The organism is Vreelandella sp. 21, assembly GCF_050995515.1.
Taxonomy (GTDB): Bacteria; Pseudomonadota; Gammaproteobacteria; order Pseudomonadales; family Halomonadaceae; genus Vreelandella; species Vreelandella alkaliphila.
On record NZ_CP194673.1, the window covers coordinates 1887955 to 1902460 of the forward strand.

At 50.9% G+C, this 14506-nt stretch carries 16 protein-coding genes; 2 read left to right on the forward strand and 14 right to left on the reverse strand.

All coding sequences use genetic code 11. From position 1 onward, the window contains the following. Window positions 1-2: 2 nt before the first annotated feature. From tamA to ACN06F_RS08860, 3 genes are all read right to left on the reverse strand, one after another. The gene (gene tamA, locus ACN06F_RS08850; protein WP_198349713.1) at window positions 3-1856 is read right to left on the reverse strand and encodes an autotransporter assembly complex protein TamA; all 1854 of its coding nucleotides are present in this window, start codon (window positions 1854-1856) and stop codon (window positions 3-5) included. 84 nt (window positions 1857-1940) lie between these two features. Beyond that, window positions 1941-2789, reverse strand: a complete 849-nt coding sequence (locus tag ACN06F_RS08855) for a hypothetical protein (RefSeq protein ID WP_038484293.1) — start codon at window positions 2787-2789, stop codon at window positions 1941-1943. 9 nt (window positions 2790-2798) lie between these two features. Next, complete coding sequence (locus ACN06F_RS08860; RefSeq protein ID WP_198349711.1) at window positions 2799-4091, reverse strand: nucleotide sugar dehydrogenase; 1293 nt, start codon at window positions 4089-4091, stop codon at window positions 2799-2801. A 165-nt stretch (window positions 4092-4256) separates the two neighbouring features. Between ACN06F_RS08860 and ubiG the strand changes: the two genes are divergently transcribed. Both ubiG and ACN06F_RS08870 read left to right on the forward strand, forming a co-directional pair. Further along, a complete protein-coding gene (gene ubiG, locus ACN06F_RS08865; protein ID WP_198349710.1) occupies window positions 4257-5000 on the forward strand; it encodes a bifunctional 2-polyprenyl-6-hydroxyphenol methylase/3-demethylubiquinol 3-O-methyltransferase UbiG in 744 nt (247 codons plus the stop codon). Next, window positions 5001-5669 carry an HAD-IA family hydrolase gene (locus ACN06F_RS08870; protein ID WP_198349709.1) on the forward strand — a complete coding sequence of 223 codons (669 nt, stop codon included), beginning with the start codon at window positions 5001-5003 and terminating at the stop codon, window positions 5667-5669. It abuts the gene before it with no gap. Window positions 5670-5742: 73 nt separating this feature from the next. Here the strand turns inward: ACN06F_RS08870 and ACN06F_RS08875 are convergent, their stop codons facing one another. From ACN06F_RS08875 to ruvC, 11 genes are all read right to left on the reverse strand, one after another. Continuing rightward, complete coding sequence (locus tag ACN06F_RS08875) at window positions 5743-6504, reverse strand: YciK family oxidoreductase (protein ID WP_038484305.1); 762 nt, start codon at window positions 6502-6504, stop codon at window positions 5743-5745. 33 nt (window positions 6505-6537) lie between these two features. After that, window positions 6538-7329 (reverse strand): tol-pal system protein YbgF, encoded by a 792-nt coding sequence (gene ybgF, locus ACN06F_RS08880; RefSeq protein WP_038484308.1) that lies wholly within the window; start codon window positions 7327-7329, stop codon window positions 6538-6540. Window positions 7330-7376: 47 nt separating this feature from the next. Further along, window positions 7377-7922 carry a peptidoglycan-associated lipoprotein Pal gene (pal, locus tag ACN06F_RS08885; RefSeq protein ID WP_038484311.1) on the reverse strand — a complete coding sequence of 182 codons (546 nt, stop codon included), beginning with the start codon at window positions 7920-7922 and terminating at the stop codon, window positions 7377-7379. Between the two features lie 46 nt (window positions 7923-7968). Next, window positions 7969-9255, reverse strand: a complete 1287-nt coding sequence (gene tolB, locus ACN06F_RS08890) for a Tol-Pal system beta propeller repeat protein TolB (protein ID WP_038484314.1) — start codon at window positions 9253-9255, stop codon at window positions 7969-7971. Then, entirely contained in the window at window positions 9255-10481 is a 1227-nt protein-coding gene (gene tolA / locus ACN06F_RS08895) for a cell envelope integrity protein TolA (protein WP_433925025.1), read from the reverse strand. The genes tolB and tolA overlap by 1 nt, the downstream gene beginning before the upstream one ends. Next, window positions 10474-10911, reverse strand: coding sequence for a protein TolR (gene tolR / locus ACN06F_RS08900; protein ID WP_120386936.1), 438 nt, complete (start codon window positions 10909-10911; stop codon window positions 10474-10476). The genes tolA and tolR overlap by 8 nt, the downstream gene beginning before the upstream one ends. A gap of 11 nt (window positions 10912-10922) precedes the next feature. Then, on the reverse strand, window positions 10923-11603 hold the full coding sequence (tolQ, locus tag ACN06F_RS08905; RefSeq protein WP_226912576.1) for a protein TolQ: 681 nt from the start codon (window positions 11601-11603) through the stop codon (window positions 10923-10925). Between the two features lie 183 nt (window positions 11604-11786). Next, complete coding sequence (ybgC, locus tag ACN06F_RS08910) at window positions 11787-12179, reverse strand: tol-pal system-associated acyl-CoA thioesterase (protein ID WP_038484323.1); 393 nt, start codon at window positions 12177-12179, stop codon at window positions 11787-11789. Next, a complete protein-coding gene (ruvB, locus tag ACN06F_RS08915) occupies window positions 12176-13213 on the reverse strand; it encodes a Holliday junction branch migration DNA helicase RuvB (protein ID WP_095602952.1) in 1038 nt (345 codons plus the stop codon). Before ruvB ends, ybgC begins: the two co-directional genes overlap by 4 nt. A 42-nt stretch (window positions 13214-13255) precedes the next feature. Further along, on the reverse strand, window positions 13256-13864 hold the full coding sequence (ruvA, locus tag ACN06F_RS08920; RefSeq protein ID WP_231656947.1) for a Holliday junction branch migration protein RuvA: 609 nt from the start codon (window positions 13862-13864) through the stop codon (window positions 13256-13258). A 70-nt stretch (window positions 13865-13934) separates the two neighbouring features. Then, window positions 13935-14486: a crossover junction endodeoxyribonuclease RuvC gene (ruvC, locus tag ACN06F_RS08925; RefSeq protein WP_231656948.1), complete on the reverse strand. Its 552-nt coding sequence runs from the start codon at window positions 14484-14486 to the stop codon at window positions 13935-13937. Between the last annotated feature and the right edge of the window lie 20 nt (window positions 14487-14506).

Genomic DNA, 14506 nt, shown 5'->3' on the forward strand with positions numbered 1-14506 from the left:
TCCTAAAATTCTGGACCGATGGAAAAATGCAGCCGCCAATCGTCTTCATCGTCAAATGGGTGTGCTACATCAAGTCGGATAGGACCCACAGGGGAAATCCAACGTACACCAACCCCTGCGCCCGTTTTTAATTCTTCTGGCCCCCAGTCATCGAAGGCATCTCCAGTATCGACAAAAGTGGCTCCCCACCAGTCTCCAGAAACTCGACGCTGATACTCGAGGGTCGAGGTCAGCATTTGCTGGCCGCCACGTAAAAGCCCTTCTTCATTTCGCGGCGATAGGCTTTCATAGGAGTAACCCCGAACGCTTCGGTCGCCGCCTGCAAAGAATCGCAACGAGGGTGGCAGCTTATCGAAATTATCTGTTTCGATAGCACCGATACTTAGCCTTGCAGAAAAGCGGTTGTCATCGCCGATGGTGCGAATCCATTCAGTATCGCCTGTTACACGTGCGAATTGGGCGTCTGAGCCCCATAGGGTGTCTGAGTACTCAATCGATAATTGTTGTCTATCTCCCCAAAGCGGAAACCGCTGGGGGCGCGTTCTCGTACGAGACCACTGAATGCCTGGATAAAACAGTAATACTTCATCAGACACTCCCCCTTGGGTGAAGTCTTCGTAGGTGGTGCGGAAGTAAAGTGTTTGCACCCAACGGTTTTCAAATTCCCATCGACGAGCAATTTCTACGGTGCCCTCTAATGATTGGGTATCACCGTCATCCAGGTTACGCACACCATATTGAAGGCGATAGCTGTCACGTAGAGGGTCTTCTAATGGAATATTGTAGGTACCGGTGAAACGCTGGTCGGGTGCTGAAACATACAGATCATGATTTAAACTATGACCAAAACGATTGATCCATGGCTGTTTCCAGCCAAATCGCATACGCGGCCCTACGTCAGTTGCGAAGCCAACCCCGACTTCAAATTGATGGCGATCAGCAGGCTCTACACTTACGTCAATAGGCAAGCTGGTATCGTCTCGTTTAGTTATGCTAAGTGCGCTGGCAAACGCTACGCTGGAAAGTCTGGGGCGTTGGGGCTGTGATGCTGTTGCTTCATCCCACCACGGTGAGCCACCTGTTGGTGGCGATAAGGTCAGTTCGCGTGCTGTCGCTAAACGTGGTCGAACCGTCACAGAGCTGAACCATCCTGTTTCAGCCAAACGTTGATTATAAAGGGCTACCGATTCCGCTAGATAAGGCTCTCCCGACGTAAAGGTCTGCATTTGAAGTAACCGCTCAGGCTCAATATGGCTGCCTGCAATAGTCGTATTGCCAAATTGATAGCGTGGGCCGCTGTTGAAATCCATATAGAGACGAGCGCTTTCAAGGTAGGGTCTTATTTCCATTCGGCGATCGGTAAACTCCGAGTCGAAATAACCACGTTCCAGTGCTAAGCCTGAAAACTGGTTGCGCAGGCGATCCCATGGGGCATGCCGCAATGTATCGCCTTCCTTCAAGGGAAATGCATCGAGTGCTTCCTGAAACGGAGGATCATCGCTCGCTTCACCGGCGATATTGACAGAAAGCACATCGATTTTGACCGGCGAACCGGGCTCGATACGGAGTGTGATGGGTGAGCTACCAACCTCAACCGTAATGTCTGGTTCGTAGTAGCCGAAAACGCGCATGGCTTCTTGCGCACGTTTCCGTATCTCACCTTCTAACCTGACATCGGTGTATTGCTCTTCATTAATATTTTGTAGATAAGCATTAATATTGGCCTCAACTTCACTGCTAACACCATTGATGGAAGCGTTGAGTGCCCACAAAGGTGCTGACCACGTTACAAGAAGTGGTAAAACCACCCCACAAGTCGCTTTTTTAACGGTAGGCCATCGCCGTTTTCTTTCCATGCAATTCATCCCTAACCAAATCAGCGACTCGGTGGCTTTATTACTAATTGCCCTATGATACCGGCAATCTTTAACGGTGTATTTCTAGCGGAGCATCTCCATCTGGGCACTGAATGCCAGTTGGGCTTGCCGCACCTGACGGATATCACTTTCTAAGGTGTTTAACCGTTGTACCCACTGCTGCTCAAGCGCTTCTAAAGCTTCTTGAGTAGCTGGGATATCAGTACTTCTTAGCGTTTCGAGAGCAGAGTTTACCTCAGTAAAACGCTGATCGATCTCTTCTTGCCATGCTGTAACCTTTGTTGCCAATTCGCTGCTCTCATTTTCCAGTTGAGCAACCTCATCTAACCGGCTTGCAGTAGCAGACAAGCGTTGTGACAGCATTTCTTCGAGGTAAGTTACTTCTTCTGCTAAATTTTGCCGCCCAGACATGCCCGCTTGCTCAAGTGAATCAAGTGATGTGCGTATTGCGGCAAGCTGCTGGTCACGCAACGCTGCTTGTTCTTCCAGCAGACTAATACGGTCAGCAATGCTGCTCAGGGCATCACCATTAATGAGCTCTTCGTTTGACGTCAAGAGCCCGTACAGCTCTTCACGTGTGCTTGTCACCGCAACGGCTAATTGCTCTTGCTCTTGGAACAGTGTTCTCATCTGTGCTTGTAAAAAGGCTATCGCATCTTGTGTATCCGTGTCACCTGAGTCGAGTCTTGCATGAAGATTAGACACTTCTCCACTAACGCGATGCACCTCTTCTAATAAGCGTTCTCTTTCATACCAAAGGCCCCCTGCTGCGGCGCCCAGCGAAATGATAATAAGCATCATCAATAACCACAATGGCCACAGTTTGGGCCCCCTGCGATGACGCAAGTGTTGTGCGGTCAAGCTTTGATCCACATCGGGAACAATGCGAGAAGATGCAGTACTGTTGGGCATGACTTTTCCTCAATACGTTGTGGGATCTGCTCGACGCCCGATTCCTCTATACCGTAAGCCACAGCTAGCCACGAAGGCTGGATCATAAATATTTCGTCCATCCAACACCAACTTAGCGCTCAATAAGGAGGCTAAACGATGCCAGTCAGGGTTCCAATAAGATTTCCATTCAGTCACCAACATTAGTGCGTCGGCTCCTTCACATGCCAGATAAGGGTCACTGGTAAACGTAGTTAGATCGTTTCGGTCACCGACAGCGTTGAGCAGCGCGGGGGTTGCCGCTGGATCATGAAGCTTCACCTTCACCCCTTGTGCCCATAAGGCGGCAAGGAGTGTCAGCACTGGCGCATGATCGATTCGGGTAGTTCCAGGTTTAAAGGCAGCCCCCCAAATAGCAATTGTTTTGCCGGCTAAATCGCCCTCGAAGAACGTCCATAGCTTCCTAAATAACGTCTCTTTTTTCTGTTCATTGATGTCCATTACTTGCTCTAGCAATGCCGAATTACGACCACTGGCTGACTGAACATCAGCTAAGCGCATTAGGTCGCGAGAGAAATTGGGGCCACCAAAGCCACAGCCAGGATATAAATATTCATAACCAATGCGAGTATCAGCCCCCATGCCTTGGCGTACATGTTCAACGTCAACTCCGAGCGTGTCTGCTAGTCCTGCAATCTCGTTCATGTAGCTGATACGTGTTGCCAACATGCCGTTAATAGCGAGCTTAGTCAGCTCAGCCGCTCTACAAGGCATACGCTGGAACACATCATTGCGGCGATTAAATGCACGTAAAAGCTCGCGCGCCACCTGTTCACCTGTTGCATCATCGCAGCCTAATAGCCAGCGTGAAGGACGCGTAAATGAGAGCCAGGCCCGCCCTTCTTCCAAAGTGTCGGGTAAGGCAACGCTACTGTGCTGGGGCCCCATAAGCGCGTGCAACTGCTCTGTTTCGCCTACTGGAAATGTTGAATTATTAATTAATACAGCACCACTATGGCGCTCAAATATAGAGGCTTCAAGCAGTGCCTTGGCCGCCTGACGCTGATTGGGCGACAGAGCCAACCAAACTACATCAGGAGAGTGAGCCTGCTCTGGCGCTTCAATGATTCTCAGTGTTCCACTGGCTAACGCTTGTTCAATATGCGTCATTAACTCAGGCTCACTGCGCAACCAGTCCGCCTTTAAAAGCTGTGGCCATGGTGCGCTTTCGTGTAGTAGCCACTCAACTTGATGGCCTACCCAGGCTAACGCTGCGGCGGCGGTGGCGGCACTTAGTTCACTTCCGTGGAGTAATACTCGCATTCATCACGCTCCCTGAGAAAATAAAAGTCGCGAAAATAGAGGGTTAAGATTCATGTCGCGTTCCTTTTCATGCGTTCCTTTCCAGGAGTGGTTAGAATGACATAATACTGAACGACTGGTTGGTTGCCACCTTCATGCCAACTTACCGACAATGGGAGTTAAAACATGCAAGCGATACCTCAGGATAGCACTACTCATCGCAACCACGACAATGTCGACGCAGCGGAAGTTGCGAAATTTGAAGCACTTGCTAGTCGTTGGTGGGACGCAGAGGGGGAATTCAAGCCGCTGCACGCTATCAATCCCTTGCGGCTTGACTTTATTGACGCGCGTGCAGGCTTAGCCGGTAAAAAGGTGCTTGATGTCGGCTGTGGTGGTGGGATTTTAAGTGAATCGATGGCCCATCGAGGTGCTAATGTTACCGGCATTGATCTTGGAGAAGCACCCCTTAACGTTGCCCGACTACATGCGGCAGAAAGCGGTGCATCGGTGGACTATCGGCTGATAAGTGTTGAAGCGTTAGCAGCAGAGCAGCCAGGGCATTATGACATCGTAACCTGCATGGAAATGCTTGAGCATGTGCCTGACCCTGCATCGGTCATTCGTGCTTGCAGTGAGCTGGTTCGCCCTGGGGGCTACGTTTTCTTCTCGACCCTAAATCGTACCCCTAAATCGTATGCTTTTGCGATTTTAGGTGCTGAGTATGTGCTTAAGCTATTGCCGCGCGGCACCCATGATTATGCAAAATTTATACGTCCTTCTGAGATGGCCGCATGGGCAAGAGCCTCAGACCTTGAGATTAATGAACAAACGGGACTGACCTATAATCCGTTGACTCGTCACTACCGCTTGGTCGCAAATGATGTATCGGTCAATTACATGATGTATTGCCGAAAAGCGAGCCAATAAATGTCAACATCAATACCTGAAGCCATACTGTTTGATCTAGATGGAACTCTTGTTGACACTGCCCCTGATCTTGCTGAAGCAACGAATGCATTGAGGCGGCATCATGGGCTGACACCACTGCCCTATGGGAAAATACGAGGTCAGGTTTCTAACGGAGGCAGTGCCTTAGTAACCTTGGCTATTGGTATCGAAAGTGGTTCAACTGAACATGATACGGCGCGACAGTATTTGTTAGATAATTATGAAAAAGCAGTTGCTGTTCACAGTCGGCTATTTGAACCCCTTGACCAATGGCTAGACCGCTGGCATTCAGCATCACGCTTGTGGGGAATCGTAACGAACAAACCAAGGCGCTATACCCTTCCGCTACTTGAGGCCCTGGCGCTCACGCCAGGAGCTCTTTTATGTGCAGATGATCTAGCGGTCAGAAAACCCGCTCCGGAACCTCTTTGGGAGGCTGCGCGCAGGCTTAACGTGGCGCCACAAGCGTGTTGGTACGTCGGTGATCATATCCGTGATATGGAGGCAGCAAAAGCGGCGGGAATGACGGCTGTTGCCGTTGGCTACGGGTATATCAGTGAGGAAGACGACTATCAGCAATGGCCAGCTGACTTATGGTTTGAAACCTGTAAAGACTTAGTCGATGCTCTGACTGCTTTTCATTCATAGCGTTAATTGAATGAAAACGCATAGAGCATCGACAAGCGGTGCGGTACGTCAGAAAGCTATGGGCAAGGTACGTTTATGCACGTGGTGGTTGAGCGTCAAATTTCTGGCCACTAACCCCCGTGCTGTCTGGCCCCATAAGCCATAAGTAAGTGGGCATGATTTCCTCAGGGGTACGCAGCGTCAACGGATCTTCGCCTGGATAAGCAGTTCGGCGCATTTGGGTACGTGTTGCCCCTGGGTTTAACGTATTGACCCGCACAGTAGACTGGTTTTCAAGTTCGTCAGCAAGCACTTCCACAAAACCTTCAGTGGCGAACTTTGAAACCGAATATGCCCCCCAGTAGGCTCGGCCTTTTCGCCCAACGCTTGATGAGGTGAAGACCACAGAAGCATCAGCTGACTGCTGAAGCAGTGGTAGCAACGCTTGGGTCATCCAAATAGGCCCATTGATATTGACCTGCATGACTTGTTCCCATAACGCTGGATTGTACTGCTCAAAAGGAGTAATTCTGCCTAGCAAGCCAGCGTTATGCAGCAATCCATCTAAACGGCCAAATTCTTTGTCCAGCGTTTCAGCCATATCGTGAAAATCTTTGAGTGTTGCACCCTCAAAGTTGAGCGGAAAAATTGCAGGCTGAGGCCCGCCTTCTGCTTCAATTTCGTCGTAGACACGCTCAAGCTTGGCTATCGTGCGGCCAAGCAGTATCACAGTTGCCCCATGGCGGGCGTAGGTAAGTGCAGCAGCACGTCCAATTCCATCACCCGCACCGGTTACCAACACGACGCGGTTTTCCAAAAGATTGGACGCTGGTTGATAGTCGATTTTGCAGCTCATGAGGTTTCCTTGATACAAAAGTGTAAACAGACGTTATCCTGCCGACTGACGTAAAAAGTCATTGGCAAGTCCTGCAGCGCTACTCTGCGGATAATCATCACGTACTTGTTCCAGCAGTTCACGACTGCGTTCAGCCTCGCCCTGCCGCGCTTTTACTAACCCTAGCTTATAAAGCGCATCGGGTACTTTACTGCTGCCGCTGTACTGCTCAATAACACGGCTAAATGATTCATCAGCAGCGCCAAGTTCACCTTCAGCAGCATAAAGTTCCCCCAGCCAGTAATGTCCGTTCGCGGTCAGACTGCTGTCGGGGTGATCAGTAACAAAGGCTTTAAATGCATTGATCGCATCTTCGAATTGACGTGCTTGAACGTGGGCAAACGCTGCTTGGTAGTCAGCCTGAGCGTCTTCGCTGACGTTCCGAGTAGAAGCTGCGTTGGCAACTTGCTCTGCCGCCTCGGGTTCCACTGCAGGAGTCGATTGTTCAATTTGGCTAGGGCCGCTATTCATCAAACGATCTTCAATATCCAGGTATTGCTGCTGTGATTGCCGGCGAAGCTGCTCTAACTGGTGTCGAAGTTCTTCAATTTGACCACGTAGTTGTTGAATCTCCTTCTGGTGTTCTTGTACCTGATTAAATAGTACTAAATTACCACCAGAAGCTTCATGGCGCTGAGCTTCCTGATAAAACCCGCCTGACCCCGATGATAAGTCATGCACTAATGGCTGCTGACCAAAGGCTGTTAAAGGCAATACGGACAGCGGGAGCACTATGGCTCCCGCACCGCACAGCCTCTCAAAATAACGTTTGAGACTGTGGATCATGATGACTCCGAACATTAAGGGTTGGCGCGCAGCGCGCGCCAATGCCATCAGTAATTAAAGACAACACGACGGTTCTGAGCGTAAGCGCTTTCGCTTTGACCGCTAGCCACCGGACGCTCTTCACCATAGCTCACAACGCTCATTTGAGACGGTGATACGCCTTGGATATTCAAGAAACGCTGTACAGCATTAGCACGACGCTCACCAAGAGCCATGTTGTATTCACGTGTGCCACGCTCATCGGTGTGTCCATGCAGGACAACACGCGAATTCGGGTTGGCGCGTAAATAGCGGGCATGTGCCATTACAACCGACTCATACTCACTCTTGATGGTATCGCGGTCAAAATCGAAATGAATGGTGCGCACTTCTGGAATGCGAGAATCGGCTTGTTGACCAGCGCCTGCGCCGGAACCAGATGTAGAACCATACTGGCCACCAGTGCCGGCACCTGAGGTGCTAGTTCCGGTACCGCTGCCATCCTGGCTTCCATAAGAGTCACCGTCCTGGGTTCCGCCGGTGCTGGAACAGCCAGCGATAACTACGATAGATAACGCTACTGCCAATGAGCGAGCCAACGGTTTAAGTTGCATAATCAGACTCCTTGCCTGAAAACAAAAAAATAAAACTTTTCGTCAATCAATTTAAAAAAGGTGACCACGCGGGATCGCGCACATCACCCTGCGCTGCGGGTAATCTAAATGACGAGCGGCCATCCGCTGAAACGGCACTTAGCACCCCATTACTACCCTGTTGGGTAGCGAAGATTACCATGGTCCCGTTCGGCGCAACACTAGGGGATTCATCTCTTGTTGTTTCACTGATGACAACAAGGCGTCCTCCATCACGCTCCTGACGTGCAACTTGGTATCCACGGTTGGAGCGGTGAATTAAAAAGATATACTCCCCGTCAGGTGAATAGCGTGCGCGCGCATTGTAGTTACCGGTGAATGTGATGCGATTTGCTTCACCGCTACCTAGCGAATATTCATAAATTTGCGGCCCACCGCTACGGTCAGAGGTAAACAACAGACTACGTCCATCAGGTGCCCAAGCTGGCTCGGTATCAATGCTACTGTTTTGAGTTATGCGCTCTACTGAGCGATTATTGATATCTAGGATATAAATTTCTGGTTGTCCATCTTTGGACAGTGACATAGCGATTTTGCGCCCGTCAGGTGACCATGTAGGAGCACCATTGATACCGTCGAAAGAAGTTGCCTGTATCCGTTGCCCAGTTGAAACATCTTGAATATAGATAGCCGGACGCTCTGTTTCAAAGGATACGTATGCCAGTTTCCGACCATCGGGAGACCATGCAGGTGACATGATCGGTTGGTCGGAGGTAAGCACTTGTTGACTATTACGACCATCCGCATCGGCCACATACAGACCAAATTGCATATTATCGCCTAATCCTTGAGCAGTTACATAAGCAATTTGAGTTGAGAAAGCACCCCGGATATCAGTAATTTCTTCAAAAATTTGATCGCTAATATAGTGAGCAGCACCACGTAAATCGTTCGTGCTTGCAGTGACCGTTTCGCCAATCATACGGCGCTGTCCACTGATATCCATTAACTCAAATTGAATCTGATAACCACTACCTGTCTGTTGCGCTCTACCTACCACTAAATATCGCACATCTAGAGAACGCCAAGTGCCAAACTCAACGTCATCCGCCTGGCTTGGCCTATCAAACATCGCACTGCGTTCTAAAGGCGCAAAAAAGCCGCTGCGTTCGAGATTGTCCTGGATGATTTGAGCCACGTCTTCAGGCATGTTATCGCCGCCTGCAAAGGGAACGATACCAATCGGTAAGGCTTGGTCGCTCCCACGTGTTATTTCGATAGTTAGGTTTGCATTTGCATAACTACTAACGAATAGCAGCACACAAAACAGCCACACTTTGCTTATGGTTTGCATCAGCGAACATCCCCCGGGGTAAATCGCAGATTAAATTGACGTAAGTTACGCTGCTGCTCTGCGGGCAAATCCCTCAGCTCGCTGAACGGAGCAGCGTGTTCAACAGCCTGCATTGCAGACCGATCAAAGGCACTATCACCACTGGATGAAGCGATAGTGGTTAAAAGTACCTCTCCTGATGGGCCAAGCCTTACTTGAATCGTAGCACTCATTGCGTCACTGGCACCTGCTGGAATTAACCATGCCTGCTCTACCGCTCGACGCACAATATTAATAAAACCATTCGCAGCTTGCTGCGCCTGCTGTGCGTTAGCAGCAGCCTGGGCTTCTCCCTCTAGCTGACGCTGCATGGCCGCCTCGGCTTCCCGCTGGCGCTGGGCTTCTGCCTCGGCTTCCCGCTGGCGCTGGGCTTCTGCCTCGGCTTCCCGCTGGCGCTGGGCTTCTGCCTCGGCTTCCCGCTGGCGCTGAGCTTCTGCCTCGGCTTCGCGCTGGCGCTGGGCTTCTGCCTCGGCTTCGCGCTGGCGCTGGCGCTGGGCTTCTGCTTCGGCTTCGCGCTGGCGTTGGGCTTCTGCCTCGGCTTCGCGCTGGCGTTGGGCTTCTGCCTCGGCTTCGCGCTGGCGCTGGGCTTCTGCTTCGGCTTCGCGCTGGCGTTGGGCTTCTGCCTCGGCTTCGCGCTGGCGTTGGGCTTCTGCCTCGGCTTCGCGCTGGCGTTGGGCTTCTGCCTCGGCTTCCCGTTGAGCCTGTTCTCTAGCTTGAGCTTCTACTTCCTGCTGTTCGGCTAGACGCTGTGCTTCTTCTTCTCGTCGCTGCGCCTCGGCTTCGGCCTGAGCTCGAGCCTCCTGCAGCTCGCGAGCTTGCTCTTCTGCTCGTGCTTGAGCTTCTTCTCTAGCAGCGGCCTCATCTGCCTGCTGCTGCTGCAATGCTTCTTGCTCACTTGTATCAGGCTCAGGTGCTGGCTCAGCCTCATCGGGGTCGGTTGAACTATCGAGAGCTGCTTGCTGATCCGTCGTTTGCTGTGCTTGGTCAGTGAATGTTTCAGTACTGACGAATGTCGCTTGCACAATAGAGGATGAGTCTGGCTCTGCCGTTGAACTTGGCAGGCTAACCAAACTAAAAAGCACAACTAATAGATGCACCGCAACCGCCAGGACTGTTGGCCAAGTATAGCCAACATCCTGTGGGTCACGGGGTGGTTTGATTGCCATTTGCGCGCTACGTTTAACCATCTTGTGGCGGCTCAGATAACAGACCTACATTAGCGACACCCGAGCGTTGCAGTGTGCTCATCAATAAGACTATTTGTCCGTATGGAACGTTGCGATCGCCGCGAACCATGACAGGCGTCTCAGGTCTTCGCTGTAATATCGCTGTTACTCGCTCTGCCATTTGCTCAAGAGAGACAGCCGTTGAGTCTTCGCCAAGCGTGATGAAATAGCCTCCATCCTGATCGACAGAGATAATAATCGGATCGCTTTCGTCTTGGCTTTCGATAGGCTCTGATGTGACTTGAGGCAGGTCGACTTGCACCCCTTGAGTGAGCATTGGTGCGGTGATCATAAAGATCACCAGCAAGACCAGCATGACGTCAATAAAGGGGACTACGTTGATTTCAGCCATCGGCTTTTTATTGCCGCTGCGATTAAACGGGCCTTGCATAGCGTACTCCCTTAGCTAGCGCTGGACTTACTTTCACGACCTTGCAAATTACGGTGCAAGATAGCGTGAAATTCCTCGGCAAAGTCTTCGTACTTGCCCAACAAACGAGCGGCATCATTCGATAGACGGTTATAGAAAATTACCGCAGGAATAGCTGCAAACAGGCCCATGGCTGTTGCAATTAACGCTTCAGCAATCCAGGGGGCAACGGTTGCCAATGTAGCTTGCTGTGTCATAGAAAGGGACTGGAAAGACCCCATAATCCCCCAAACTGTTCCGAACAAGCCAATGTAAGGGCTCGCGGATGCCACCGTTGCGAGAAATACAAGATGCTGCGTTAGGCGGTCTTCTTCCCGTGACCAGGCGACTCGCATACTCCGCTGCACGCCTTCTAAGATGGTGTCGGGGTTTCGGGTTTTTGGCATTAAGCGATTAAATTCGCGAAAGCCCGCCTGGAAAATATGCTCTGCTCCATAGCGTGGGTCGTCAGCAGGAATTTCTCGGTATAACTCGTTTAAATCGACACCCGACCAAAAGGATTCTTCAAATTGGTTGTATTCCTGTTTTGCCCTGCGCAGGGCAATGCTACGTTGGAAAATAACCACCCATGAGAGGATTGACCCCACCACCAGCAGTAACATCACCAGCTGAACAACCGTGCTGGCACTCATTATCAAGTGGGGGATGGACATGGTGTTATCGTTCACAGTTACCCTCATCAAGCTATTAATGTCGGAATTTCCGAACAGTGGTGGTATATAAAGGTCATGAAGTACGCACGCTACATCGCGCTATCTACTCCATAGGTTTACACATGTTATAGGTTTACACATGTCATAGGTTTATGCGTGTTTTCGATGTTCGTCTTAAACTAATCAACCAAGCGCTTGCAATGTTTTTGGCCATGCTTTTGGCCGCATCTTATGCGCGCATAAGCAGGCTATCTCGACTGTAGCAGAGCATAAGAGTTCCTCATCTCGCTGCACTTGCTGCAAAAAAGTCATCCGGCATCGACCAACATTCTCAATATTTGTACTGACAATAAGTGCGTCATCCAAGCGTGCCGGCTTGCTGTAGTGACAGGCCAAGCGATATACCACTAGCTGGGTGCCATCGTCTAGCAAAGATTGCTGATTAAGACCTAGCGTACGTAACCATTCGCTGCGGGCGCGCTCCATAAACTTCAAGTAGTTAACGTAGTAGACAATTCCACCGGCGTCAGTATCTTCCATATATACGCGCACCGGCATCGTGAACCCATTGCTCATGGGCGCCGCTCTCCTTCTGGATCAATAGCATGTTCGTGAGGCGTTTTATTGAAGTGTAGCCACGCTTGTCGCGTCACTACGCGCCCCCTTGGCGTGCGCATCATCAGCCCCTGCTGTATTAGGTAAGGTTCGATGACGTCTTCAATGGTACCGCGTTCTTCACTAATAGCGGCTGAGATTGAGTCAATCCCAACAGGTCCGCCATCAAACTTATCAATCATTGCCAGCAAGAGCCGCCGGTCCATATGATCCAGCCCATGGTGATCGACATTCAGCATGTTGAGTGCCGCATCGGCGAGAGTAACATCAACGATGCCATTGCCCTTTATTTCTGCATAGTCACGTACGCGACGCAGCAGCCTATTGGCAATACGCGGGGTGCCTCTGGAGCGCTTGGCAACCTCCACTGCGCCTTCATGGCTCGTTTCAACACCTAGCAAGCGGGCAGAGCGAGTCACAATCTCAGTCAGCTCTTCAAGGTTGTAAAACTCCAGGCGTTGCACAATGCCAAAGCGGTCACGTAATGGAGAGGTTAGTAAGCCTGCGCGCGTTGTCGCACCTACTAAGGTAAAGCGAGGCAAATCTAGTTTGATTGAGCGGGCTGCGGGCCCTTCACCGATCATAATATCCAGTTGGAAATCTTCCATTGCCGGATAAAGTACCTCTTCTACCACGGGTGACAGCCGGTGAATTTCATCAATAAACAGTACATCACCTGGCTCTAGGTTCGTCAGCATGGCTGCTAAATCACCTGCACGCTCAAGCACTGGGCCAGAAGTTGACTTCAGCCCTACCCCCATCTCGGTAGCAATAATATTCGCAAGCGTTGTTTTACCCAGCCCAGGGGGCCCAAATACCAAGGTATGATCTAGGCTTTCCTGACGTAGCTTTGCGGCCCCCATGAAAATCTCAAGCTGCTCGCGTACCCGTGGCTGCCCAATATAATCCTTTAAGTGTTTGGGACGAATAGCATGATCAATACGCCCTTCCCCTTGTTCGGGCTCAGCCGCAATTAATCGGTCATGTTCTAACATAAAGTGCGCACTATCAGTCGTTCCATGAAATAACCCACGTTGTTACCCAGTCATGCGTTTTGTCAGCGCGGCTTTAATAATCGCCTCTGTTGACTGCTTGGGATTAATGTCAGCCAGCATTTTTGAGGCTTCAGTCAGCTTATAGCCCAAGCTCACCAGGGCAGCTTCCGCATCTGCTAATGAGTCACGGGGAGCAGGTTCACCATTCGCCGCTTCTAACGCGAGGGGCGCATCCGCCGCGTTCCCCCATTCAGGGAAACGGTCACGCATTTCAATAATTAACCGCTCGGCGGTTTTTTTACCAACGCCCGGAAGCTTCGTCAGTGCTTTGCTATCGTCGTCACGGACGCAGCGCATAAAGGCGGCTTCGTCCATTCCAGAAAGGATAGCTAGTGCTAGCTTTGGCCCTACGCCGTTGACTTTGATTAGGGCACGAAACAGTGCGCGCTCTTGTTCACGGCCAAAGCCGTAAAGCAAATGGGCATCATCACGAATTGTAAGATGCGTATACATGGATACGCTCTCACCTACGGCTGGAAGTGCCACTAGGGTATTCATAGAGGCTTCAAGCTCGTAACCGACACCATGCACATCAACCACAATCCAAGGGGGGTGCTTTTCTAACAAAAAACCATTAATACGACCGATCATAGGTATGCTCGCAATAATAAAAAGCAGTCATTTACTATAAAGACACTCTGTACAAATGACCAGTAAGCAGCTAAAGCCGCCACCGCCCTGTGCTGCGCCGACGACTGCCCTTAGAGGGTGCAACAAGTAAGCCATGTCCTGCATACGCATGGGTAAGCGCGATAGCTAGCGCATCCGCGGCGTCCGCCTGTGGCGTTGAGGAGAGCTGCAGAATAGCGGTGACCATATGTTGCACCTGGCTTTTCTCCGCCCCGCCTTGGCCAGTAACGGCTTGTTTGATCTGCCGTGCTGCGTATTCTGCAATGTTCAGACCGTGATTCGCGATGCAGACGAGAGCCGTGCCCCGTGCTTGGCCAAGCTTCAATGCTGAATCGGGATTTTTAGCCATAAAGACTCGCTCAACGGCGACGGCATTGGGCCGATGCAGCCCCACTACTTCGCTTAAACCTGCATAAATTTGCGCCAAACGCTGCTCTAAAGGGCCATCGGTCGTTCTAATGCAGCCACTGGCGACATAATGAGGCTTAACACCTATTAAATCGATGACACCATAGCCCGTGATACGCGAACCAGGGTCGATACCCAAAATCCTAATCGCGGGAGCGGGCTGTTTTTCATCCATGGCAGCTGTCCTATTGGTAG